We start from the raw sequence: 25,632 nt of genomic DNA, 5'->3' as shown, positions 1-25,632 counted from the left end.
GCTATGGAGACACTCACTGAATCGGTCTACGCCGCGACCACGAAGATCTACCAGAAGATGCAGGCGGAGAATGCGGCAAAGCAGCAGGGCTCGCAACCTGACGGCAGTGCAGGAACCGGTGCCGGCCCAGCGTCTTCTGAAACGGAAAAGAAACAGGACGATAACGTCGTCAATGCAGATTACAAAGTCAAAGACGAGTGAGCATCCATGGGATCGGGCGATTATTACGAAAATCGCTTTTATTACACGTAGAGTATTAATTGAAAGAGCATGAGTATATAAAGGAATTAATCTGTGGTGTAGAATGGGTGATTATTACGACACCCTCGGAGTACCGAGAACTGCCGATGAAAAAGAGATCCAGAAAGCGTACCGTAACCTCGCCCGGAAATACCACCCGGATGTCTGCAAGGATCCGGGGGCCGAAGAGAAATTCAAGTCGATTAATGAGGCCTATAGTGTGCTGTCCGATGCCCAGAAACGGGCGCAGTACGACAACATGGGCCACGAGACATTCACCAATGCCTCGAAAGGATCCTATACCGGAGGGGGAGGATACGGGAGTGGCGGCTTCTCATCAGACTTCTCCGGTTTCGGGGATATCTTTGATTTCTTTGGCGGGAGCCAGCGCAGGTCCGGCCCGCAGCCCGGCGCCGATCTCTTAATGCGCATGCAGCTCACGCTTGAAGAAGCAGTGGCAGGGGCAGATAAGGAGATCGAAGTCCTGCACAGCGAGGCCTGTTCTGCATGTGGGGGGTCGGGAAGCGAGACAAAAAAGACCAATGTCTGCCCGCGCTGCGGGGGCAGCGGACAGATGCGCCAGACAGCGCAGTCGGTATTCGGCCAGTTTGTCCGGATGACACCCTGTACGATGTGCGGCGGCCGGGGCAAGATCCCGGAAAAGCAGTGCCACAGCTGCCACGGTTCCGGGCATACCCGGGTAAAGCGAAAGGTTTCGGTCCATATCCCTGCCGGTGTAGACAGCGGGATGCGCCTGCGCATGGAAGGCTATGGCGAGGCCGGGGAGTACGGTGCCCCAAACGGGAATCTATATATCGAGATGTTCGTCCTTCCCCACAAACGCTTTGAGCGGACGGGCGACAATCTTGAGACCACGGTCGAGATAACGCCGACCCTTGCGGTGCTCGGGACGACTGTTGAGATCGAGACCATCGACAAACGCCACATCGACCTGAAGATCCCGGCAGGCATCCAGTTCAATACGGCGCTCAGGATCGCCGGCGAGGGTGTGAAGCGACGCGGAAAACCCGGCGATCTCCTTGTCCGGGTAAAGATCGTTACCCCCAAGGGGATAACGGGCGAACAAAAAGAACTCTACGAGAAACTCGCCGAACTTGAGGGACATAGCAGCAAAACCGGCGGGATCTTTTCCGGTATTATGGGAAAGAAGAAAGGAAAGAAATAATTTTTTTTAATCGGGATGCCCGCCATCTCCTGTTTCATCCGCAAGTTCACGCAGGTATTTCTGGGCTCGCGCCTATTTATAAAAAAGATGAAGCTCCTTTTTGAGCTGTCCGGCGAGAACCCGACCCTGCCGTACGCCGAGATCGAATGCGTCGCATCGGTCACAGATACAAGGCCGCAGGTTGCCGTTGCTGAATGCCCGGTACCGACTGCGGCCCGGCGCCTCGCGATGACGCAGGTCGTGCTTGAGTACCTGGGCGAATGTGCCCCGGACATTAGTTCGTTTAGGCACCTGCTTTCCGATCTCTCCATTACCACCGATCAGCCGTTTGCCGGCAGGGCAAAACTGGTCCATGAAGGCTGCCAGGAGAAAAATTCCTGTTCGCAGCGGGAGTTTGAACGGCTGATCGGCACCATGATCACCGGGCCGGTCCAGCTCATCAACCCGGTCGAAGAGTACCGGGCGATCCTTTCACAGGACCGGTGTTATTTTGGCAGAGTCCTGTACCGGATCGATCGCGGGGCATACAACGAGCGCAACCCGGGCAAACGCGAGTTCTTTCATCCCGGGGTCATGATGCCACGCATGGCACGGACGCTCGTCAATCTCTCGTGTGCAGAGGCCGGGACGACAATGCTCGACCCGTTCTGCGGGACCGGCGGGATCCTGATCGAGGCAGAGATGCTCGGGCTCCGTGCCGTGGGAAGCGACTTTGACCCGTTGATGATCAGGGGAAGTAAGGAGAACGTAAAAGAAGGCAATCTTCTCCTTGCCGACACCACCCGGCTCCCGGTAAAGGATTGCAGCGTCGGGGCAGTCGTGACCGATTTTCCCTACGGCCAGTCGGTCTGCATAAAAAAGGCCGACACTATGGAGCGCCTGTACCATGATGCCCTCGAAGAGTGCAACCGGGTCCTGGTGCCCGGGCACCGGGCGATCGTGGTCACGCACCGGGATATTTCAGAAATTGCCAACCAGCACATGAACGTGCTCCAGCATCATACTCAGAGAGTGCATAAGAGTCTCACCCGCTATATCCTTGTGCTCCGGAAATAGCATCCCGTGGCGCATGTGGCAATTACTTATGAGAGACAATAAATATATTTCATTATATAATATTTGTTCTGGCAAGATATCCATATGGAATACATCGAAGACGCAATCATCGCGTTTGGCCCGTGACGTAACTTGATGTAATCTTACTTATGTTAAAGTTATATTCCAATCTCATAATTTTTAAGATATATTTAAGTGCAAATAATACAAGTTTTTATCTGTTGTTTCGGGAATTAACCTTCTTGGGGATCCTGAAGCACAACACCCAACGACAAATTCATCACACGGCAGAGGCCGACGATGACAATGTCCAAGGAGCTGGCAGGTGAAAGTAGAAATGGTAAATTCGTGTAAATGCCCTACGTGTAATACTTATTCGGACCGTGCAAAAACCGCGGGAGAAAATATGTACTGTGGACATGGCTCCAGTTTTCAAGACATCTCGACCGTTAAAGGTTGTAATTGCATAACATGTGATATCGGAAAGAACGCTGGTGCGACTCACCATGCATTCTGCATTGGTGGGAGTGAAAATGCCCAGAGATATGGTGATGGGCACAGGTAAACTTCCCTTTTTTGGCTTTTTTAAATCTTAAAAATACACATGAGCATTATTGAACGTCCAGAAACTACGAAAAACCCCGTAGCATAACGTCAGATCATAACGTTTAAAAAAATCGTTGAATATATTGCCAAAAAGCACTATATATTCTGTAATATGAGATCCAGAATCTGTATCCTCGTAATGCTCCTGATTATCCTTGGCATCTTTGTCCTCCCTCCGGCCACAGCAGCGGCTCCCACTGATGCTGCAGGATGGACCGCACTCGGGCATAACCTGACGGACCAGGAAAACTACACAGAAGCCTTCCAAGCGTACGATCAGGCAATTGCCCTCGACCCCAACTATGCGCCGGCCTGGGACGGCAAGGCGGATGCGCTTAACCGTGCAAACCAGTACACCGCCGATCCCCTCGCCACCCTGAATATGGCCCTTGCTGATTCGAACCAGGCGCTGAAACTGAATACCTCATCTGCAAGCGAATGGATAAACCACGGGCAGATCCTCTATACGATCGGTGCCTATTATCAGAACCAGCTCAATGACAAGACCAACGCAAGTCTGTATTACAACGAACAACTGGATTCCTTTGAAAAAGCCATCACTGTCGAACCGGACAATGCGGACGCATGGTTCAACAAGGCATATGCCCTCTGCGGCATGGGCCGGTGCAATGAAGGCGTCGTCGCTTTCCAGAAAGTAGAAGTGCTGGATCCAGACTATCCGAATCTCCAGGCCAACCTCAATATTGCAGAAAAACTGGCGGCAACCGAGACACCGTTTTACGTAAAATATGATGTGGAGATCGTGCTTGCCGTAATTGCAATTATCGGTGCGGCGCTCTGGTTTGTCGCAGTCAGGAAAAAATATTGAGGACAGGAAAAGATCCTTTTTTTGTTTTTTTTCAGGAACGGGCATGGACCGATTGGTTTCACGCCATAACTATGAAAATCGTTACGAGAAAATTTTGAGATTGGTTCCTGCCGGAAAATAATATCCGGTAAAAAGTGTGTGAAGCAGTCCCCGCCACGAACGTTCTTCCGGGGCACGGCCGGGCAAGGATCGCTGGCACTTCAGATTATCGGTTTAAATTCATGTTCAACGGTTGGGACACGGACATTTGAGGAATGATGCCCTACCAATGTATCCTATCCGGGCTCAATCTGGCCCCCGATTACCCCATGACATCCCGAAAAGAAGCCCGTATCAGGCTCCGTTTGAAAATAAGCCCAAATAAGTCGTATTTAGGCAATCAGACGAAATAAAACGTTCACGTATTGCGGTTCTTTTGGCAAATCTCATGTGGAATTGCCACTTGGACGATCCGGAAAATAACCGCTGTCAGAACGCGAATATGGCCCGCCAAAGGGCATTATATGCGGCTCAATTTGGGCTTATTTCAGAAAACGGGCGACTATATATGTCCTGAAGTTCAGGGGTCCAAATCGGACGGTTTTACGGGCGTTTCTCAAAGAACCGTACAAGCCAACCGGCCCAAATCCCTACTGCGCCTTATCGTAGCAGATCTGCGCTTCCTCGTGCTTGCCCAGTTTGTCCAGCGTCGCACCGATCTCGTTCCAGACCTCTTTTCTTGAGGGATCGATCTCGATCGCACGTTTGAACGAGGTCAGGGCTTCCTGGTACTTTTCCAGTTCCTGGAGGGCACGGCCCTGGTGGATCCATGCATCGACAAAATCCGGCTGGAGGGAAATCATCGCACGGTACGACTCGGCTGCATCCTCCCACTGCCCAAGCGCCTCAAGCGCACTGCCCTTCGTGAAGTAGGCAATCGAGAACGAGGGATCGATCGAGATGGCCCGGTCATAGGATTCAATCGCGGACTTCTGGTCCTTTAAGCCGGCAAGGGACATGCCCCGCCGGGTCCAGCCAACCGCATTCTCGGGGTCGAGCCGCAGGCCTTCATCGTACGCGTCGCGTGCCTCTGAAAACTTCCCGACATCGTAGAGCGCGTTTCCTTTGCCAAACCAGGCAGCTGCAAGCCCCGGGTTCTTTTCAAGCGCCTTCTCGAACGCTTCGAGCGCATCGCGGTACATGCCGAGCTCGGCAAGGGAGGTCCCCTTGTGGGAGAATGCTTCGGCATCGTGGGGATCGAGTTCCAGCGCCCGGTCATAGGACTTGATCGCGTCGCGGTACTGCTCGATCGCTGCGTAGGCAAGACCGCGGTCCCGGTAGAGTTCGGCAGAATCCGGTTTTATGGCAATCGCCCGGTCGTATTCCGTGATCGCTGCATCATAACTGCCCTCGTCATTCAAGGTACGCGCTTTCCAGTAATGCGCCTGGTAGCAGGATGGGTTTATCTCGAGCGCCCGGTCGAATGCCCGGATTGCGCCGTCAGAGTTCTGGAGCGCGAGGTACGTCCGGCCTTTCTGGAAGATGGCATCGCCGGACCCCGGGTTCGCAGACAATGCCTGGTCAAAGACCGCGATTGCATCCTTGTATTTCCCCAAGTGGTAGAGCGCCCGGCCCTTCTCGTACAGGGCATCAGGGTAATCACTCTTGATCCTGATAGCGGCATCGAACGAAGCGACCGCCTCTTCATACTGCTCGTGGCGGGCGAGCGCGACACCCTTGTAATGGTACGCTTCCGCGTACTGCCGGTTGATGGCGATTGCGTGGTTGAACGCCTCGACCGCTTCGTCGTCCTGCTCCTTTTTGAAAAGCGCAAGGCCCTTGTAGTAATACGCATCCGCCGATTCCGGCTGGAGGGCGAGAACTTTTTCAAACGCATCGAGCGCTTCACTGGTCCTTTCCAGGTGGATGAGCGCCCGGCCCAGGTTGAGGAGGGCCGGGGCATAGGATCCATTGAGGGAAAGGGCGTGGTTGAAGCAGTCCAGCGCCTCCTCGTACCGGTCGAGGCTTGCTTCGGCGATCCCCCGGTGGAGCCATGCTTCAGGATAGTTCGCCTGTTCTTTGAGTGCCCGGTCGAACGCGTTTACTGCTTCCTGGAACATGGAGATCCCGCACAGCGCCCGCCCTTTTGCATAGAAGGCCGGGGCATAACCTGGCTGCTGCACGAGCGACGCGTCGAAGTTCTTTATCGCTTCCTGGTACCGGCCGAGTGCAAACAGCGAGAGGCCGTACTGGTAATAGGTCCGGGCATCCTTCTTGTCAAGGCCGATCGCCTTTGTGTAACACGTGATCGCATCCTTGTGCCGGTCAAGGGCGGCAAGGGCCATCCCCTTCCCGGTCCAGATATACGCGTAGTTCGGGCGGAGCCGCAGCGCGAGATCGAAGGCTGCTGCCGCTTCCTCGGGCCGCATGAGCGAAAGGAGCGCCATTCCCTTGTGGTACAGCGCTTCATCGTGCTTGGGACGAAGGGCGAGCACGTTGTCGTAGGACTGGACCGCTTCGTTGAACTGGTCCAGTTCAAAGAGCGTCAGGCCCTTTGCATAATGCGCATCCGCAAAGTCGGGTTGGAGATCGAGCGCCCGGTTGAATGCCTCGACTGCATCCCCGAATTTGTTCAGGGCCTGATTTGCACGCCCCTTGAGGTACCATGCCTCGGCATTGTCCGGATCGATCTCAAGCGTCTTTCCGTACGACTCGATCGCATCGTTGTATTTCCCAAGGTCGTACAATACCATCCCCCGGTGAAGCCACCCGGGGACGGAACCCGGAGTTGACTGGATCACGTGATCGAATGCCTTGATCGCGTCGTCAAGTTTGCCGGTCGCAGCAAGGGAGATTCCCTTGTGGTAGAATGCGTCCGTATTGCCGGAATCGAGATCGATATTCTTGTTATACGCAATGATCGCATCATCATGCCGTCCAAGCTCGGCAAGGGCAAGGCCCTTATAGAAATAGACCTCGGCATAGTTCCGGTCGATGAGAAGGGTCTTGTCAAAGGTCTTGACCGCTTCACGGAACATGCCAAGCGTCACAAGAGCCCGGCCCTTCTCAAAGAGTGCGTCGGCAAAGACCGGATCGATCTCAAGCGCAGCGTCAAACGCCTTGACGGCATCTTCAGCGCGCCCGCTCCGTGCAAGGGCAATACCTTTGTAGCAGAGCGTCTTTGCATCCGAAGGCCGGATGACAAGGGCCTCGGAATAACTTTCGATCGCCTCACTGTACCGTTCGAGCGCGTCAAGCGAGCGGGCTTTCTGGAACTCTGCGTCGAAATTCTCCGGGTTTATGTGGATGGCATGGTCGAATGCGGCAATCGCGTCCTCGAAGTGTCGGAGCTTTGCAAGAACGCACCCCTGCTCGTACCATGCATCGGCATCGTCAGGGGTGTAGACCAGCAGGCGCTCGAAAGATTCTGCCGCTTCTGCGTACCGTTCCAGGGCGGCAAGCGAGGCCCCGCGGAAGTACAGGGCATCGGTGTTTTTCGGGTCACCTGAAAGTGCATCGTTGAGCGCCGCACAGGCTTCCTCGTATTTCCCGGTATAGTACAGCGCTCTCCCGCGCTCGAAACTCGCAACAGGGTCCGACGGCTCAAGGTCGAGCACCCGGTCAAACGAACTGATTGCGTCATTGTACTTCTTGAGGGCAAAGAAAGCCCGGCCACGCTCAAGATGCGCCGCCGGATCCTCCGGCCTCAGTGCAATCGCGTGGTCGTATGCGCTGATCGCCGCATCGTAATGGCCGCTGCACCCCAGTTCTTCGCCTTTTTTTGTCCAGATATCAGGGTTGTCGGGATTGAGGGAAAGAGCGGCGTCAAACGCCATGTCCGCATCCTCGTACCGTTCAAGCACGACAAGGGACTGGCCCCGGAGATAGGCAGGTTCGTAATTATCGGAAAGCTGGGTGAATGCAAGACGGAAAATTTCCTGTGCTTCATCGTGCCGGTCGAGGATGGAAAGAGTCTTTCCTTTCATGAGAAGGATCCCGCCATTACCCGGTTCTTTCCCAAGCGCAATGTCGAAGAGGTGGAGCGCATCGTCGTACTGCCCGAGGCGGTACCAGGCTTTGCCTTCAGAGAACAGGAGGTCAATGTCATGAGGCTCAATTTTGCGGGCTTTCTCATAGGCCGCAACCGCATCGTCGTCGTTTCCGATCTGCTCCGATACAAGGCCGCGGTGATACCATGCACCGAAATGATCCGGTGCATGGGAGAGCATGTTGTCAAACGCCGTTATGGCGTCAGGATACTTACCGAGGTTTTCGAGGGCAAGGCCAAGGAAGTAGGCGGCATCGGCAAACGTAGTGTCCAGTCCAAGGACCCGGCCAAACGATGCGACCGCATCCTTGTTGCGCCCGAGTTCGAAGAGAGCCCGGCCTTTCTCGTAATGCGTCTCCGGCTTCTTGTCGTCAAGAGCGATGGCATCGGAGAATGCAGAGTCTGCATCCTCGTACCGTCCGAGCCGGGCAAGCGCCACGCCTTTCTCGTGATAGGCAGGGTACTGGTTTTGGTCAAGCGCAAGCGCCCGGTCAAAGGCGGCAACCGCGTCCTCGTACTGCCCGAGCCGGGAGTGGGCGGAACCTTTTGCAAACCACGCGTCGTAACCTGACGGGTCCAGCTTGATCGCAGAATCAAACGCGGCAACTGCGTCCCCGAATTTTTTGAGGTTTGCAAGGGCACGCCCCTTGTTTAAGAAGGTCGGCGCACTGGACGCAGTGATGGCGAGCGCCGCATCAAAGGCGGCGACTGCATCCTTGTACTTCGAGAGGCGAAGAAGGGCCATACCCTTTTCGAAATACGCGACCGAGAAATTCGGATCGATCGACGAGGCCATCTCGAATGCCTCGATTGCCTGCCGGTCACGGCCAAGCCGGGCAAGGGCACTTCCCTTGTCATAATATGCGCTTGAATAGTTCGGATTCTGGGCGAGCGCACGGTCATACGAGGGGATGGCCTCCTCGTACCTTCCTAGTCCCGCGAGCGCAACGGCACGGTCGTACCACCCGTTTGCATTGTCGGGCTTGAGTTCGAGCGCTTTTGTCAGTGCATCGATGGCGCCTTTCAGATCGCCGCCCGAGAGGAGCGAACTGCCTTTCCGGAACCATGCAGCTGCGCAGGCAGGGTCCATCGCGATGACCCGGTCAAAGCAGCCAATCGCTTCCGTATACCTGTGGAGCCCGGCAAAAGTCTTTCCCCGGCAGTATAAGGCAGTGATGTCGTCCGGGGCAAGGGCAAGCGCCCGGTCGAATGCTTCAAGCGCACCCTCCAGCCGTTCCATGTCGAGGAGCACGCTTCCCTTGAGGAGCCAGACATCAGAGACGTTGTTCTCGATACTGAGGGATGCATCGAGCGCAGCAAGTGCCTCGTCGGCCCTCTGGAGTTTTGTAAGCATGCGCCCCCGGTTGTACATCACAAAGGCGTTCTGCGGCTCGATCTCAAGCATTTTGTCAAATGCAGAAAGAGCCTGCGCGTACCTGCTCAAACCGGCATACGCGAGCCCTGTCTGGAACAGCGCATCCGTTAAGGAGGGGTCGTGTTCAAGGGCATGCTTGAAGGAGCGTATCGCTTTTTCATATTTCCCAAGAGCATAAAGCGCGAGCCCGCGCTCGTAGTGCGCGAGGGCATGCTCGGGCACATACTGGATGGCCAGATCGCAGGCCTCGACTGTCCCGGCATAGTTTTTGAGCCGGAACAATGCCAGCCCTTTCTTGTACGCGGCTTCGGGATAGGAGGGATCGAGACTGAGGGCGAGGTCGTATGCACGGACGGCTTCTTCGTCATTTCCCTGCAGGGCAAGAGCCTCTCCCCGATAGAATGCAGCCTCTACGGATTTTTTGTCGAGTACAAGAGCCTGGTCGAAGGCTGCGACTGCCCCCGCACCGTCATTTTCATGGAACAGGGTCTCGCCTTTTGAAAGCCAGATAAATGAATTCTCCGGGTCAAGGTCGAGCGCATGGTTGAGCGCGTCGAGGGCTTTTGGGAAATTTTTGGTTTCCATGAGGGCCCGACCCCGGTAATACTGGATAACGGACGTCTCCGGGCCAAGCGTCAGTGCGAGGTCAAAGATATCGGATGCTTCCTGGTACTGCTCCAGCATGAAGAGGGCGAGCGCCTTCCTGAATGCATAGTCCTGTACGCCGGGCGCTATCTCCAGTGCACGTTCGAACGCCGGCAGCGACTCGTCAAAGCGTTCCAGTTCAAAGAGCACAAGGCCTTTCTGGTACCAGCCCGCTGCACAATTGTCGTCGAATACTAGTGCCTGTTCGAATGCCTCCTGTGCTTCGCCATGGAGCGCCATGTGCGAAAAGGCAATGCCCTTATAGTACCAGGAGGCCGCGTTCTTCGTATCGAGGGCAAGCACCCGGTCAAAAGCCGCGATGCCCTCTTCCCACTGTTCGTTGTGCAAGAGAGATTTTCCCCGGTACAGGAGAGTGAAAACGTCCTTTGGCTGGCGCTTTTGCGCTTTTGCAAAGGATTCGGCCGCTTCCTTGAACCGGCTGAGACGGTAGAGTGCGTATCCCTTGCAGGAATGGATGCGGGCATTGCCGCTATCGTACTCAATGGCGCGATCGAGCGCGATCACGGCGTCCTCATACCGGGAGAGCCGTGTCAGCACCGTTCCCATCGCAAAATGGGCAATGGCATTTTCCAGGTCGAGTACGATAACCCGGTCAAAGAAGGTGAGGGCCTCTTCATAGCGCCGGAGTTCCGACAGGGCCTGCCCCTTTTTGACCAAGGCCCCGATATGGTTGCCGTCCAGTTCGATCGCACGGTCGAATGGCGGGAGAGATTCCTCAAACTTTTTCTTTGCAAAATACGCGCAGCCTTTCTCGTACTGGATACGGGCGCTCTCCCGTCCCTGTTTTATGCACCGGTCAAAGACCTCGATTGCATCGTCATATTTTTCAAGACGGGAAAGGGCGAGCCCGGCCTGTTCCAGCGCATCGGTGTTCTCCGGGCTTATCTTGACTGTTTTTGCAAACGCACCGATCGCCTTTTCGTCACGCTCGAGTTCGACATACACAAGCCCGAGATGATAGAAGGTATCTGCCGACTTTGGATCCGCCGCAGACGCAGACTCAAAAACCGCGGCTGCCTCCTTATAGCGCTTTAACGCTTCAAGTGCGAGCCCTTTTGCAAAAAGAAGAGGCGCATCTGCGGGGGTGATAGAAAGGGCGTGATCGAATGCAGAAACTGCATCCTCATTTTTACCAATCGCGGCAAGAGCGCGTCCCTTGTGGTAGTATGCCGGCGGATAGTTCGTGAGGAGGCCCAGGACATGGTCAAAGGCCGTGACCGCTTCCTCATTGCGGGAGAGCCGGATCAGGTCAAGGCCCATGTCAAACCATGCATGCGCATTGGTGTTGTCAAGTTCGAGCGAACGGGAAAACGCCGGCATGGCATCGGCATACCGGCCAAGGGTCGAGAGCGCGATGCCCTTGTAATACCACGCCTCGGCAAAGTCCGGCCGGATTTCGATTGCCTTATCGGACGCCTGGATGGATTCCTCGTCCTGTCCCAGGCTGTGCAGCGATATTGCCTTATTGAGCGCAGATTCCGCGCTCTTCGGGTCGCATTCAAGTGCCCGCTCGTACGCGTCGATCGAGTCCTGGTACAGCCCCTGTGCAGCGAGAGCGACGCCCTTGAGGTGGTGCGCAGGCGCGTATTTGGGGAGGAGGACGAGCGTCTGGTCGAACGCCTGGATCGCCTCGCGGTAGCGTTCGAGTTTTAAGAGTGATGCCCCGCGGTGGAACAGGGCCTGGTCAAGGTGTGGATCGCTTTCGAGGGCCAGGTCAAAGGAGAGGATCGCTTCCTCGAACCGCCCCAGTTCGTAGAGGGCAAGGCCCTTGTGGTACTGGGCATCCGGGTAACTGGACTCAACCTCGAGCGCGTGGTCGTAGGCGTCGATCGCTTCATCGTAGTTGCCCAGGTCAAAGAGCGCCCGGCCTTTCTGGTACCAGGCATGGAAGTTATGGGGATTTTCTACTATGGTGCGGTCGAAATCCTTGAGGGCCTCGCCAAACCTGCCGAGGTTGTACAGCGAGATCCCTTTGCGCATCCGGGCTTCGGCGTACTTCGGCTTGAGGGCAAGGGTTTTCTCAAACGCCGTGACAGCTTCCTGGTGACGGGCGAGGCCATCCAACGCCCGGCCTTTCTGGAAATAGACCAGCGCATTCTCCGGGTCGTAGATTAGAGCACGGTCAAACGCATCGAGCGCTTCCTGGTATTTCCCGAGTTTCGAGAGCGCTACACCCTTGAAGTAAAAGCCCGGGGAGTTGCTGGTGTCCTTTTCGAGATTTTTCTCAAACGCATCGATGGACTCCTGGTAGCGCCCGAGTTTCTGGAGGGCCAGTCCGCGGCAGTAAAATACCTCGGTATACCCGGGTTCCAGTTCAAGTGCCCGGTCAAGCGCGGCGATCGCGTCCTGGTACTTCCCGAGATCGAGGAGCATCTTTCCCTTGTTGTACCATGCCGGGGCAAAATTCTCCCGGATTTTTATCGCCGATTCAAACGAACTCAGCGCCTCTTTTTGCCGGCCGGAATTTGCAAGGGCAAGACCCATATGGTAATAGGCATCGCTGTTGTTTGCATCGATCTCAAGGAGGACTTCAAAGACCTGGATCGCCTCATGGATCCGGCTGAGCTTTTCAAGGGAGAATCCCTTGTAAAGGAAGGCCCCGATGCTCCGCTGGTTTAAGGCGATCGCATTATCGAACGCATCGATGGCGTCCTGGTACCGCCCGAGGTCAAAGAGGGCCCGGCCGTCCTTGATCCAGCCCTCCTCCTGGTCGGGATTCAGTTTGAGGGCCTCTGAATACGCGACCGCAGCGTCCGCGGTCCGCCCAAGCATATTGAGGGCGTCGCCTTTCCGCATCCAGATCTCCCCCTGCGCGGGATTGATATCGAGGGCTTTATTAAATGCTGAAACCGCATCGGAAATCTTCCCAAGGTCCGAGAGCAGGATGCCTTTTTTCACCCAGCCCCCGGCATTGTCCGGGTCGATCTCCAGCACTTTAGAGTACGCGAGAAGCGCATCCTGCTTTTTTACGAGCCGGTCGAGCGCGGCTCCCTTCTGCATCCAGATATCGACAAGACTCGGGTTTAAAGAGAGGATGCGGTCGAAGGTTTCCACGGCTTCCGCGTACCGCTGGAGCACCATGAGCGCCTCGCCGCGGCAGACAAGCGCCTCCATCTGCGAAGGATTTGCCGCGAGACTCCGGTTCAGCGCCGCGACCGCCTCTTCATACCGGCCGAGCCGGGCAAGGGCGATACCCTGGTACGTGAACGCGTCGACAAGCGAAGAGTTCAGAGAGACAGACGTATTGAGCGCCGCAAGGGCCTCTTCATATTTCCGGGACTGGAGATATGCGATACCTTGGTAATAGTATGTGGATGCATTGGATTTGTCAAGGGCAAGCGCATCAGAAAATGCCTTGACCGCATCGTCATATCTTTCGCGCTGGATAAGCGAGATGCCCAGGTAGTGGTGGGCGAGGGCATTTGCCGGGTCGTGTTCGATGGATCTTTCAAACGCCCCGATGGCCTCGTCGTACCGTTCCCGGCCGGCGTACGCAATACCCAGGTAATAGAGCGCCTGCGTGTTGTCCGGTTCAAGCGCCAGCATCCGCTCGAATGTCTTTATCGCATCGTCGTACCGTTCGCGCTGGGCAAGGGCGATACCTTTCTGGTACAGGGTCTTTGGATTATCGGGTTCGATCTCCAGCGCCTGGTCGTACGAAATGATCGCTTCGAGCTGTTTACCAAGGCGTGCAAGAGCGTTTCCTTTCTCATAGAACGCCCGGGCACAGCGGCGGTTGATCTCAAGCACCCGCTCATAGGCCCGGATTGCCTCTTCAAACCGGGAAAGCTCGGCAAGGGAGATCCCCTTATAGAACCAGGCCCAGACATCGCGGGGGGCGTCCTCGAGGGCGCGGTTGAACGTGGTGATCGCCTCTTCGTACCGGCCAAGGGTCACAAGGGCCATCCCCTTCCTGACGATGGCCTCCGTGTTCTTCGGGTTAAGGCCAATCACCCGGTCAAAGGACGCGATTGCATCGGGAGCTGCCCCGAGGTGGACATGGCAGATCCCTTTATAGAGCCATGCATCGGCAAGGGCCGGGTCCAGATCTACTGCCGCTTCAAATGCAGCGACTGCATCCTTGAACCGCGAAAGGTGCGTGAGGGCAATGCCCTTTTCATAGAGTGCCGTTGTATTCTGCGGGGAGAGCGCAAGCACGGCGTCGTAGGCCGCAACGGCATCAGAGTACCGCTCTTTTTTAAAGAGCGTTGCACCCCGGTGATACAGCGCAAGCGTATGGGTGGGGTCGATCGCCACGGCCTGGTCAAACGAGCGGAGGGCCTCATCGAGTTCCCTCAGTTTTGCAAGGGCGAGACCCTTGTTGAAATAGGCATTGACATAGTTGGGATAGATCCCGATGGCCTGGTCGAACGCATCGATCGCGGCCCGGAACTGTTCTGCTTTTAAGAGCGTGCTGCCCTTGTCGTACCAGGCCTGCGCATTGTCGGGTTTGAGGGCGATGCTCTTGTTAAACGATTCAAGGGCCTCCTCGTACCGGCCGGTCTTTGAGAGAAGCTGCCCCTTCTGGTGGTATGCCTGCGCATTACCCGGGTTATCGTTTAACGCCTTGTCAAATTCCTGAATGGCATCTTCGCTGTTGCCCAGTTTCGCGAGGGCAAAACCCTTGTGGTAGACCGCTTCTGAATAGTCAGGCCTGATCTTAAGCGCACGGTCGTAGGCAGAAACCGCTTCACTGAAGCGGCCGAGGCTTGCATAGGAAAGGCCGATCTGGTATGCGGCCGAGGCACACCCGGCATCTACAGAAAGGGTGTGCATGAAGGCCGCGATCGCTTCCTCCTGCCTCCCGAGACGGGACAGGACAATGCCCCTGAAGTAGGAGGCGCCGGCATGGTCCTCGTCCGTGGTGAGGATCTGGTCAAACGCACCAAGCGCCTCTTCGTACCTGCTCAGGTGGACGCAGGAGACACCCCGGCTGTACACAGCGTCGGTATTCTCCGGCTCGGCAGCAACGACCCGGTCAAAATCCGCAACTGCCTCGCGGAACCGGTTGAGGTTCTGGAGGGTCATACCCCGGTAAAAGAAGAGCCGGGTATTTGACGGGTTCATCTCAGCGGCCTTGTCAAGCGCATACACGGCATCCTCGTACCGTGCGAGTTCGAAAAGGGAGAACCCCTTATAGAGCCAGGCGTCCGCGACAAGCGGGTTTTGCGCGATGGCCTGGTCGAGCGCTTTTACCGCATCGGCAAATTTCCCGGACCGGTACTTAGCGATGCCTTTTATGACCCAGATATCGGCGTGGTCCGGCTCAACAGCGAGGAACGCCTCGGCAGCTTCCGCCGCCTCATCGTATCGTTCCTGTTTTGCGAGGATAAACGCACGGTAATACCAGACCCATACATCGGAGGGATCAAGCATGTACGCCCGTTCAAATGCGCCAAGGGCTTCATCGATCCGCCCCATCTCGTAAAGGGAGATCCCCATATTGTAAAAAGCCTTTGAATAGTCGGGGACAAGATCGATCGCCATCCCGTATGCAACAATGGCCTCATCGTGCCGGCCAAGATCGGCAAGGGCGATGCCTTTGTTATAATAGACCTTCGCGTGGGTAGGATCGATGGTCAGCGCATGATCGTATGCCGAGATGGCGTCCTGGTACCTTCCCAGTTCATACAGGGAAATGCCCTTGAGGATCCAAGCTTCGGCGTTGTCGTACTTGAGGGCGATCAGCCGTTCGCAGGTATCGAGCGCCTCTTTGTTCCTGCCGACCTGTGCGAGGGTCGCGGCCTTGTTGTACCACGCGTTGATATCGGAGGGGTCAAGCGTCAGGGCATTATCGTAGGATTCGACCGCGGCATCGTACCTGCCGAGATCGTACAGGGCAATGCCCTTGAAGTAATGGGCCTTTGGCAGTTTCGGGAAGAGCGTGAGCGCACGGTCAAACATGACCACGGCTTCCTGGTACCTACCGAGATCATAGAGTTCGATACCCTGCCGCATCAGTGCTTCAGCATCACTTCGGCTCATGGATTGTTGTCGCTCCCCCGCCTGTCCTTATGTGCTCTTGGCGCCTCATGACGATATATGAACGTTTGAAACAGCGCCATATACCCTTTCCGGTATTTATATGTACACCACTATTTATGAATACTATTTTTATAGCCTACACTTTGGGGATACCTTCCTGCTGCCGGACCGGGGAATGTTCACTCGATCCTTGACCGGATGACCCGGCTCAGTCGCCGTATCCCCACTATTATCTGTCCGGCATGCGCATTGGAAAAATTCAGGCGGAGCGTATCTTTCCCGCCGCCATCGACATAAAACGGGATGCCCGGGAGGACAGCGACCTGTTCTTTGAGCGCATCAGAAAAGATATCCATCGATGAGCACCCGGCAGGAAGCGTGACCCAGATAAACATCCCGCCTTCGGGGTTCGTCCAAGTCACTCCTTCCGGCATCTCTGCTTCCATCGCGGCGATCATGCAGTTTTGTTGTTCCTTGTATGCCGCCCGGATCGTACGGATGTGCGCATCAAGGTCCGTCTCAGAAAGATAGCGTGACGCGATACGCTGGGAGAGGTAATTGGTGTGCAGGTCAGATGCCTGTTTTGCAACGACCAGCTGCTCCATGACGGCCGGCGGGGCGCAGACCCACCCGAGGCGCATGCCCGGGGCAAGGATCTTCGAGAACGAGCCGGTAAGAATGGTCTGGTCGGGCAGGTATTTTTTAAAGGGCGGGTATGAACTGCCCGAGAACTGGAGCTCCCCGTACGCATCGTCCTCGACAGCGATCGTGCGGGTACCGGAAAGGATCTCTGCGCACTCCTTCCGCCGCTCCTCAGAGTACGTGATCCCCGAAGGGTTCTGGGAATTGGGGATCCCGTAGAAGATCTTTACCGTATCCCCTTCAAGGGCAGTTTTAAAGGCGAAGAGGTCCGGCCCCTCCGGCCGGAGTTCAACCGGCAAAAAGACCGGCTCGTAGAGCGAGAATACCTGGATTGCACCCAGGTACCCCGGGCGTTCGATCGCGACCCTGTCGCCGGGATCGATCAGGATCTTACCGATAAGATCGAGACTCTGCTGCGAACCGCTGGTAATGAGGATTTCATCAGGTGAAACGTCAAGGTCCAGCCTCTTCTTGTACCGGTCTGCGATAAACCGGCGAAGCGGGAGATATCCTTCAGTCGTCGAGTACTGGAGGGCGGTCCTGCCGTCGTCGCGGAGAACCGCTGCGGCAGCCTCTGCAATTCCCCCAACCTCGATCAGGTCGGGGTTTGGCAGGCCTCCGGCAAACGAGATGATACCGGGATTTTCCGTTACCTTGAGGATCTCGCGGATAAACGACTTGGGAGTCCTGCTCATCCGCCGGGCAAAAGAGTAGTGACAGCATAACGTTTCGTGATCCTGTGTGTGCACGACTTCCTGTTTTCCGGCCATAAAATCCCGTTCCATTTTTTAAAAATGAGTGAATATACATTGAAAAAACGGCTTTAAATACATGAATGGTCGCTGTTTCCCGGATTTTTTTGACCGCAAAGAGCCCCAGCACACAAAAGCAGGGGACTTCGCCCAGATTACACTTCAAAAGACTTTTTACCCATACCAGTATACCAATTCATAAGGTGTACTAGATGACAGTCATCAAGAGCATTGAGATTATATCATGGGCGAAGATCCATGCCCTGTTCGGTATCGTATTTGGCCTTGTCTATGGAGTGCTGTTTGCCATTATGGGTACCGCTATCGGGGCAAAATACAGTTTGCCGGGTGCAACAACCCTCGGGCTGCTTTCCATCATCGTTTTTCCCATTATCTTTGGGATCATGGCCTTCATCTGCGGTGCGATCCTTGCCTATATTTACAACATCTTTGCAAGCAAGGTCGGCGGCATCGAGATCGAGCTCGAAGAGAAAAAAGCATAATCAATCCTCTTTTTCTTTCTTACTCCCTGTGAGTGCCTGTGGCACTACGGGTATAACTCGTGTTCTGCAGTGACCCGGGCAGATTCACCAGAATGAATCGGATCATGCACAGGGATTGTGCGGCAGGTTTCCCGCACCGCAAGGGTATCCCGGTTTTGAGCATTTACAAGTGGCAGCGTCGCACGATCTGACCGTACAGACAGGTCTACCTCAGGCACCAGATCACGTGAACGCGGAAACGAGGGGATTATCCGGTAAAAAATTTTGCGATGTGGGGGAGGAGCACAGCGGCATTGTTGATGATGACAACCGTGTACATAACGATTAGTGACAAAGAACCAAAAAACACAAAAAAAATTCAGGCTCGATGTGGCGGTATGCCAGTACGTTCAATGCGAATGCGGCGGCAGGCCTTCATGGCTGTGCTCGCTGACATGGTGGTACGCCGGCCCGGACGCGGTCATAGGATCCACGTGAATCGTTGCATCCGAGAGGTACCTGAGATGATGGAGAAGTTCGTGGTTGACTTCCTGTGCAATCGCGTGCCCCTGTTCGACGGAAAGCGACGTATCCACCGTGATGCTGACCTCTGCATGGAGCCGGTGGCCCAGCCATCGCACTTTCACATCTGTTACTTTGCGAAGGCCGCTGACGTGGTGTGCGACATGGAAAATTTCTTTTGGGATCTCCGGGTCAACGCCATCCAGCAGGCGGACAACTATTGCTTTTGCAGATTCCCAGACAATCCAGAATATCGCGACCGTGATGCCAAGACCAATGATGGGATCGGCCAGCGGGAACCCGAAGTAAACTCCGACAGCTCCAAAAAGGACTGCAAGGCTTGTCCACCCGTCCGTCCGTGCATGGTAGCCGTCAGCAACGAGCGCCGCGCTGCCGATCTCCTTTCCCACGCGGAGACGGAGCTGTGCCACGGCCTCATTCCCGATAAACCCGATCACTGCTGCCAGTGCCACGGCCCAGAGAAACGTCACCTGCTGCGGGTGAAAAAGCCGGTCTATGGATTCATACCCGGCAACGAGAGCGGATATAAGGATCAGCACTACGACCGCAACGCCGGCAAGATCTTCCACGCGCCCGTACCCGTACGTAAACCGGTAGGTCGGTTTTTTCACGGTTAAGAGAAACGCGAACAGGAGCGGGATCGCGGTGAGCGCATCCCCGAAATTATGGATGGTATCGGCAAGAAGCGAAACGCTGCCGGAATAAAATACGACAACGACCTGCAGGATTGCCGTGATAAACAAGCCGACAAACGACCACTTGACCGCCCAGATCCCACGCTCGGTTGAAAAAATTGAAGGATCAACAACGCCGTGCATGTGGCCATGCCCATGGCCATGATGATGATCATGATGGTCATCATGACCTTCCACATGATCATGTTCATGAAGATGGCCATGATCATGGTCATCATCGTCATGATGTCCGTGGTTTTCAGCAAGAAAGATCATTCTGTCGGACCTCGGTTTGTCATAGCCCCGGGTGCGGGAGACTCTGTTTTCGTGTTCATGGAGACAACGGCAATCCTGTTGCCGCTCTCCCGGCAGTATGTTTCAACCCGCAGGAACACATGCGGCACCATCGACGCCGGCGTCAGGAGTACCGAGTTCTCCCCGACAAGTGCCCGCAGGATGCCTTTGTCTATCACGCCATACGTGAAATCAAGCGCTATCGATTCACGCTCGGCAAGATTCTTCGCCCGGGTCCCCATCGCTCCGCACCTGAGCCCCGGATGATATGCGATCCATGCCTTGATCTCTTCAGTGCCCGTCGCATCCACATCGCAGACCGTGATGGTACCAAGGATCCTTTCCGCTTCCGGTTTTTTGAAGTTCTGTTCGAGCGAACTTACCAGCTGCAGGACTGACTTTGGCGACTCCGTCTTTTTTACCATCTGCCGCGAGACAAGCTCCGTGTAGAGCTCCAGCACCGCAGGCATCCTGAGATTCGAGGAGGTGACGAGTGCTGGATCCGTAAAGACCTCCTCGGGAGTACCCATATGAAGCACCGTCCCTTTGTTGAGGAGGATGATCTGGTCTGCCCAGAGGTACGCGAGCTCCACGTCATGCGTGGAGATAATGATCGTCGCGCCTTTCGCATTGAGTTCATCGAGCAGTTCCATGAGATCTGCAGCCCCGGCAGGATCAAGGGAACTCGTCGGCTCGTCAAAAACGAGGATTTCCGGGTCCATCGCAAGCGTCCCGGCGATCGCGGCCCGTTTTTTCTCCCCGCCGCTCAGCTGGTGGGGAGGGCGTTTTTCGTATCCCGCGAGCCCCACTTCGAGGAGGGCCCGGGTGACGACCTTTTTAATTTCATCCGGTTCCATGCCAAGGTTGTGGGGCCCGAACGCCACATCTTGGTATACCGTCGGGGCAAAGAGCTGGGTATCCGAGTTCTGGAAGACCATACCGACTTTTTTCCGCACCTCGCGAAGCGATCTGTTGTCGTACTTAAGCGGTTCGCCATCGAGAAGCACGCGCCCCTGCGAGGGTTCAAGGACACCGTTGCACATCAGCATCAGGGTGGTCTTCCCGGCACCGTTGGGGCCGACCAGCGCAACCCGTGCTCCTTTTTTTATTGAGAATGTTACACTGAAAAGTGATGCCGGGCAGTTCGGATAGGCGTAATGAATGTTATCAAATTCAAGCAGGTTTGTCATTGTTCACCTGAACGGGACGATTGTACTTGTCATGATTGCAACGGCGATGCAGAGACAGAGGTAGATTGCGACGGAGCAAACGGCAACCGGTTTTGGGGGATTCTGCTGGCCCGGCAATTCCAGCTTACCGTCATAGCACCGCGAGTCCATAGCGATGATCAGATCTTCTGCCTCCTTCCACGCCCGGATAAAGAGCATGGCGCCGAGCATGGCCATTGAATCAAGAGATCGCCGGAATGAAGTGTACCCATGCCGGATCGTCTGGGCATTCTGGATGGCGATTGCCTGGCCGATAAAAACAAAGATAAAATGGTAGATCAGCATGGAGAGATCGATAAGGACCGGCGGGACGCGCAGCGTGTGCATGACAGAAAAGATTTCTATCATGGGGGTGGTCAGGGCAATAAAGAAAAGCCCGCACATCCCGCCAAAGGTCCGGACCAGCACAAGGAATGCGAGGTTTGCAGAGCCGGACGTAGCGGTCAGCGGGACGTTAGCGATGGAAAACGTCAGGATGGGCTCGCCGCCACCGCTTAAAAATAATATCACGATCACGGAGAAAAACGCAAACAGTAACGGGATATGCAGGAGTTCTACATAAACACGAACCGGGATTTTTGCAAGTACCAGGGTGATCGCTGAAAGAGTAAAGAGGATAAACAGGGGGGCCACCGGGCCCGGGGAGACCACACAGACAAGTATTGCCCCCATGCCGAGGATAAGTTTGAGATAGCTGTTGACGTCCCGTAAGGCATTTGCCTGCGCATAATAATCCAGGTTATCCTCCATGATCTTCATAGGGAATGCCAGTCCTCATGCATTGTATACATCAGTAAACCAGAGAGCGTCGGGGTTAGGGGGATTTTGAACATTCCCGCTGACCCCGGTAATACCCGAAGAAGTACCCGATAACGAGCGCCCCGAGTCCTGACTGGATGGAAAAAAGCAGGGACTCGACTTCAGTGCTTGGCGGCGTCCAGAGAGGCTGGATCCAGGGGGTGTATCCCGTGGCCTCAATTGCTGCGCTCCCCATATCGTCTGATCCCTGCCAGGTCTCCTGCCCGGGTTTTGCCGTTGCCTGGATACTGGCATTCTGGATAAGGAAGACCGCCGCAAAAACGACGGTGAAGACCGCAAAGATGATCTCAAGTTTGTATTTTATGAAAAATCTGGGGATCATTTGAAACTCTCCATGATTTTTGTAACCTGTTCTGGGGTAAGTACCTTGAGTTTGACGAGGATATCGGCCCGGCTCTGGACAATATATTTGAACACGAGCGCGATAAGCAGGCCTTCAAGGATTGCGAGGGGGACCTGCGTAACTGCATAGATCGCAAAGAAGGTCGCAAATGAGATCATGAACCCTCCATGCGTTGCCGGGAATGCCGCTGCGAGTTCGATTGAGGTGATAACGTAGGTGAAGAGATCCGCGACAAACGTGACGAGGAATATGTTCACAAATATGTTCAGGTTGACCGCTTTTCCCACGCGATACACCGCATACCCGAGAAGCGGTCCGGCAATTCCCATCGAGAAAACATTCGCACCGAGCGTCGTAATCCCACCATGGGCCATGAACAGTGCCTGGAAAATAAGCACGATCAGGCTGAGCACACAGGTGATAAAAGGACCAAACAGGATGGTCGAAAGCCCGGTGCCCGTGGGATGCGAACAGCTTCCAACAACAGGGGATGGCATCTTCAGTGACGACAGGAGAAAGATAAAGGCGCCCGACACTGCAAGCAGTGAAAGAGTTTCACGGCGTTCCCTGACCTGTCGGTTCAAACGGTAAATCCCGTAGATAAGAAACGGCGCTGACACAAGGTACCAAAAGACGCACCATTGCCAGGGTAAGAATCCTTCCATTATATGCATGATTTTCTCGCTAAAGTTTACTTTATTAAAGTAAATAAGACTTGCCTTTTAGAGTACAGCGCCGGTTTCTTGCACCCGTCTGCAGTGCTGCCCGCAGGTCCGGGTTCAGGATCTGCCGGTCAACCCATTCCACGGGTACGCGGACACCGGGGTCACAGCAGAATATTGGGGATGCCCCAAACTTTATTTTTCCCGACGCCCGATACCGGTACGCATGGAAACCGGTAATGACCCTGATATATCCCCGCGCAAGGTGGAGTACCTCAAATACCTCTGCGAGAAAGACGGGAGGGTGCGGACTACCGATATCGCACGGGAGTTTTCCGTAGACCCGTCGACCATCACAAAAACGATCCAGGAACTCTCGTGTGCCGGCCTTGTCACCCACGAACCGTACCACGGGATCTGTCTTACGGATACAGGAAAACGATATGCCGGTTACTGTATCAAACGCCACCGGATCCTCAGCCTGATGCTCACCCATTACGGGTTTTCGCATGAACAGGCCTGCGCGGAAGCGTCGCACTTCGAGAGCCGGGTAAGTAAAGAGGCCATCGACCGGATCTGCGCCGCGATGGGTCATCCCGGCCAGGGGATCTGTGGCGAGATCACGCATGACGAAGGGTGCCTTGACACCCCGCCGACCCCATGAGGCGTTGATCCCTCACCGGCATTTTTTGTCCCGAAAGTAATTTTGCAGGACCCGGGGCTGGACAGGGATAGTGAAAAACTGTTCACTGCCACGATCGTTTATCGTTCGCGGATTTATGGCAGGTCAGGTAAACCCCCGGTACCGGCATGTGAACAGGGCCTGCATGATCAAAAAACGTAATTTTAAAAAAGATTGGGGCATGCCCAAATTTTGAATAATCATTATATGATCACCCGGCGACACTCCTCCCCGGATTGCGAGCCCTCACTTCCCCATCCAGAAGGTTATACAAAAATGATCCCGTTATCGAAAAAAATTGCCCTTGTAAGTGCTTCTGCAATTGTTATCATCCTCGTTGTCCTGATCGCACTCCCGTATTTTACGCAGACCGGCACCTCCCATGTGTCATCTGTCGCAGCCGGGTCGACCGGTAAACTCCAGGTCATCACCTCGTTTCGGCCGATCACCCTGCTCGTAGAACCTGTTGCCAGGGACTATGCCGATGTAACCCAGCTCCTCCCTCCCGGTGCGGAACCTCACGAGTACGAACCGACACCGGGCGACGCGATGACGCTCGCAAAAGGAAAAGTGCTATTCTACGACGGGCCGTTCATGGAACCTTGGGTAGAGAACATTGCCGGTTCGGCTAACCCCGACATTGTCCGCGCACCGTTTATCGATTCGATCCCGCCATCGGCGCTTGCGCAGATGAAAACCGAATACCCGGACTTCCCCAACACGGATCAGGATCCCCATCTCTGGCTCTCGCCCCAGCTCGCCGAATATTATGTACCCTATATCGCAAACCAGCTCTCAGCAGCAGACCCGGCCAATGCTTCCGGCTACCAGAAGAACGCGGCTGCATTTGAGGTGCGGCTCAAAAAACTTGATGCCGATTACTCTCTCGGCCTCACAAACTGCACGACACGGACATTCCTGACTTCGCATGCCTTCCTCGATTACCAGGCAGCCGCATATAATCTGACCGCCCTTTCCATCTCAGGTTTAAGCCCGGATGCAGAGCCGTCAGTCAAGCAGATGGCGTCGATCCTGAATGAGGCAAAAGCAGACAACGTTCAGGGCGTGCTCGCGGAAACTGACGAAGTCCAGGCATTAAGCCAATCCATTGCAACCGAACTTAACCTGCCTCTCTACCCCTACTCCACCATGGAGATACTGCCTGGAGGTTCGCCAGAGCCCGGGGATAACGATTATGTGACCATAATGGAGAATAATCTCCAGCAGATGAGGCAGACACTGAAATGCCAGTAGACGCTCCCCGTGACCGGCCGGTCTGCCTGACCGCAAGCAACATCAGTTTTTCGTACGGCGCCGAACCGGTCCTTGAAGATGTCACGCTTACAGTCCGGCAGGAAGAATTTGTGGGTATCGCCGGACCAAATGGTTCCGGGAAGACGACACTTTTAAAGATCCTTGTCGGCCTGTTCAGGCCCGAAACAGGGACGGTCGAATTTACCTGCCACATGGACGATTGCGAGGGCATGTCTCCCTGCCGGCCCTGCATCGGTTACGTGCCCCAGCAGCCGGTCCTGCGCCAGCAGCAGTTCCCGGTGACCGTGCGGGAAGTAATCGAGATGGGCACCTACGGGCAGTCCGGCATTTTTACCCGGCCGACGCTGGAGGATCGGGCGGCAGTGGACAAAACAATTTCCGAGGCCGGGCTTCTTCGGGTCGCCGAAGAACTTTTCTCAGACCTGTCGGGAGGCCAGCAGCAGCGGGTACTGATTGCACGTGCGCTCGTGGGAAACCCCCACATCCTCGCACTTGACGAACCGACAAACGGGATCGATGCAAAGAGCAAACAGGAGTTCTACGCGCTTCTCAAGCACCTCCACGACACCCATAAGATCACGGTCCTCCTCATCCTCCATGACCTGACCGAATTAAGCAGTATGATGGAACGGATTGTCTTCCTGCACCACAGGGTCCTGTACGACGGCCCGGCACAGCCTCTTGGTACAAAAGGGCTCTGGAACCTGATGTTACAGGCAGGAAACCAGTGACGGTGAGATCGAATGGTGCTTGAATTTCTGATGTTCAAATTCGGCGTGCGTGCCCTGATCGGGGGGCTGATCGTGGCAGTGACCTGCGCGAGTCTCGGGGTATTTATCGTGCTGCGCAGGCTTTCACTTATTTCAGATGGTCTGGGCCACGTTGCCTTTGGCGGTATTGCCCTTGGGTTCTGGACCGGGATCTACCCGCTCTATACGGCGGTTGCGTCCGTTATCGCAGGGGCTCTTGGGATTCACGCGCTCGGAAAACTCCGGGTCGCCTCCGATGCGGCGATCGCGATCCTGTTCTCAGGAGGGCTTGCCATTGGTATTGTCCTTATCAGCCTCGCGCAGTCAGCCCCGGCAGACCTCCTGTCTTACCTGTTCGGGACCATTCTTGGCATCAACGACAACGACGTGTACCTTGCCGCAGGGCTCGGGATGATTGTCCTTGTTGTGATGGGCCTGCTCTGGAAGGAATGGGTCGCGATTACCCTTGATACTGATTTTGCCCGGGTCGCCGGGATGCCGGTGACAGCCCTTGAG

General features: G+C 55.3%; 16 protein-coding genes and 1 pseudogene. 10 read left to right on the top strand and 7 right to left on the bottom strand.

What is annotated here, in order from left to right:
- The 5 genes and pseudogenes from dnaK to WCE46_RS05205 all read left to right on the top strand — a co-directional run.
- Positions 1-201, top strand: a pseudogene (gene dnaK, locus WCE46_RS05225) (molecular chaperone DnaK); the annotation flags it as partial.
- A gap of 103 nt (positions 202-304) precedes the next feature.
- Positions 305-1,426 (top strand): molecular chaperone DnaJ, encoded by a 1,122-nt coding sequence (gene dnaJ, locus WCE46_RS05220; protein WP_424732643.1) that lies wholly within the window; start codon positions 305-307, stop codon positions 1,424-1,426.
- 87 nt (positions 1,427-1,513) lie between these two features.
- Positions 1,514-2,482: a DNA methyltransferase gene (locus WCE46_RS05215; protein ID WP_424732642.1), complete on the top strand. Its 969-nt coding sequence runs from the start codon at positions 1,514-1,516 to the stop codon at positions 2,480-2,482.
- A gap of 337 nt (positions 2,483-2,819) precedes the next feature.
- Complete coding sequence (locus tag WCE46_RS05210; RefSeq protein WP_424732644.1) at positions 2,820-3,047, top strand: DUF2769 domain-containing protein; 228 nt, start codon at positions 2,820-2,822, stop codon at positions 3,045-3,047.
- A gap of 153 nt (positions 3,048-3,200) precedes the next feature.
- On the top strand, positions 3,201-3,917 hold the full coding sequence (locus WCE46_RS05205; protein ID WP_424732641.1) for a tetratricopeptide repeat protein: 717 nt from the start codon (positions 3,201-3,203) through the stop codon (positions 3,915-3,917).
- Between the two features lie 629 nt (positions 3,918-4,546).
- Here the strand turns inward: WCE46_RS05205 and WCE46_RS05200 are convergent.
- Both WCE46_RS05200 and WCE46_RS05195 read right to left on the bottom strand, forming a co-directional pair.
- Entirely contained in the window at positions 4,547-15,970 is an 11,424-nt protein-coding gene (locus WCE46_RS05200) for a tetratricopeptide repeat protein (protein ID WP_424732640.1), read from the bottom strand.
- A 179-nt stretch (positions 15,971-16,149) separates the two neighbouring features.
- Positions 16,150-17,397, bottom strand: a complete 1,248-nt coding sequence (locus WCE46_RS05195) for a PLP-dependent aminotransferase family protein (RefSeq protein ID WP_424732639.1) — start codon at positions 17,395-17,397, stop codon at positions 16,150-16,152.
- A gap of 179 nt (positions 17,398-17,576) precedes the next feature.
- Between WCE46_RS05195 and WCE46_RS05190 the strand changes: the two genes are divergently transcribed.
- Entirely contained in the window at positions 17,577-17,867 is a 291-nt protein-coding gene (locus tag WCE46_RS05190) for a hypothetical protein (protein ID WP_424732638.1), read from the top strand.
- Positions 17,868-18,256: 389 nt separating this feature from the next.
- Here the strand turns inward: WCE46_RS05190 and WCE46_RS05185 are convergent, their stop codons facing one another.
- Genes WCE46_RS05185 through WCE46_RS05165 form a run of 5 tightly spaced genes read right to left on the bottom strand, consistent with a single transcriptional unit; the run spans position 18,257 to position 22,422 of the window.
- Positions 18,257-19,339 (bottom strand): cation diffusion facilitator family transporter, encoded by a 1,083-nt coding sequence (locus WCE46_RS05185; protein WP_424732637.1) that lies wholly within the window; start codon positions 19,337-19,339, stop codon positions 18,257-18,259.
- Positions 19,336-20,547: an energy-coupling factor ABC transporter ATP-binding protein gene (locus WCE46_RS05180; protein ID WP_424732636.1), complete on the bottom strand. Its 1,212-nt coding sequence runs from the start codon at positions 20,545-20,547 to the stop codon at positions 19,336-19,338. The genes WCE46_RS05185 and WCE46_RS05180 overlap by 4 nt, the downstream gene beginning before the upstream one ends.
- 3 nt (positions 20,548-20,550) lie before the next feature.
- A complete protein-coding gene (cbiQ, locus tag WCE46_RS05175) occupies positions 20,551-21,345 on the bottom strand; it encodes a cobalt ECF transporter T component CbiQ (RefSeq protein WP_424732635.1) in 795 nt (264 codons plus the stop codon).
- Positions 21,346-21,400: 55 nt separating this feature from the next.
- Positions 21,401-21,727 (bottom strand): energy-coupling factor ABC transporter substrate-binding protein, encoded by a 327-nt coding sequence (locus WCE46_RS05170; protein ID WP_424732634.1) that lies wholly within the window; start codon positions 21,725-21,727, stop codon positions 21,401-21,403.
- Positions 21,724-22,422 carry an energy-coupling factor ABC transporter permease gene (locus WCE46_RS05165; RefSeq protein ID WP_424732633.1) on the bottom strand — a complete coding sequence of 233 codons (699 nt, stop codon included), beginning with the start codon at positions 22,420-22,422 and terminating at the stop codon, positions 21,724-21,726. The genes WCE46_RS05170 and WCE46_RS05165 overlap by 4 nt, the downstream gene beginning before the upstream one ends.
- A gap of 214 nt (positions 22,423-22,636) precedes the next feature.
- Here WCE46_RS05165 and WCE46_RS05160 point away from each other — a divergent pair, with 214 nt between their 5' ends.
- The 4 genes from WCE46_RS05160 to WCE46_RS05145 form a co-directional block, all read left to right on the top strand.
- On the top strand, positions 22,637-23,074 hold the full coding sequence (locus WCE46_RS05160; protein WP_424732632.1) for a metal-dependent transcriptional regulator: 438 nt from the start codon (positions 22,637-22,639) through the stop codon (positions 23,072-23,074).
- A 294-nt stretch (positions 23,075-23,368) separates the two neighbouring features.
- The gene (locus WCE46_RS05155; RefSeq protein WP_424732631.1) at positions 23,369-24,346 is read left to right on the top strand and encodes a metal ABC transporter solute-binding protein, Zn/Mn family; all 978 of its coding nucleotides are present in this window, start codon (positions 23,369-23,371) and stop codon (positions 24,344-24,346) included.
- Positions 24,337-25,098, top strand: coding sequence for a metal ABC transporter ATP-binding protein (locus WCE46_RS05150; RefSeq protein WP_424732630.1), 762 nt, complete (start codon positions 24,337-24,339; stop codon positions 25,096-25,098). Before WCE46_RS05155 ends, WCE46_RS05150 begins: the two co-directional genes overlap by 10 nt.
- Positions 25,099-25,110: 12 nt before the next feature.
- The coding region (locus tag WCE46_RS05145) for a metal ABC transporter permease (RefSeq protein WP_424732629.1) at positions 25,111-25,632 on the top strand (522 nt) is incomplete at its 3' end.

This window comes from Methanoregula sp., from assembly GCF_049690535.1.
Lineage (GTDB): Archaea > Halobacteriota > Methanomicrobia > Methanomicrobiales > Methanospirillaceae > Methanoregula.
This window is presented reverse-complemented; position numbering and strand designations above follow the sequence as displayed.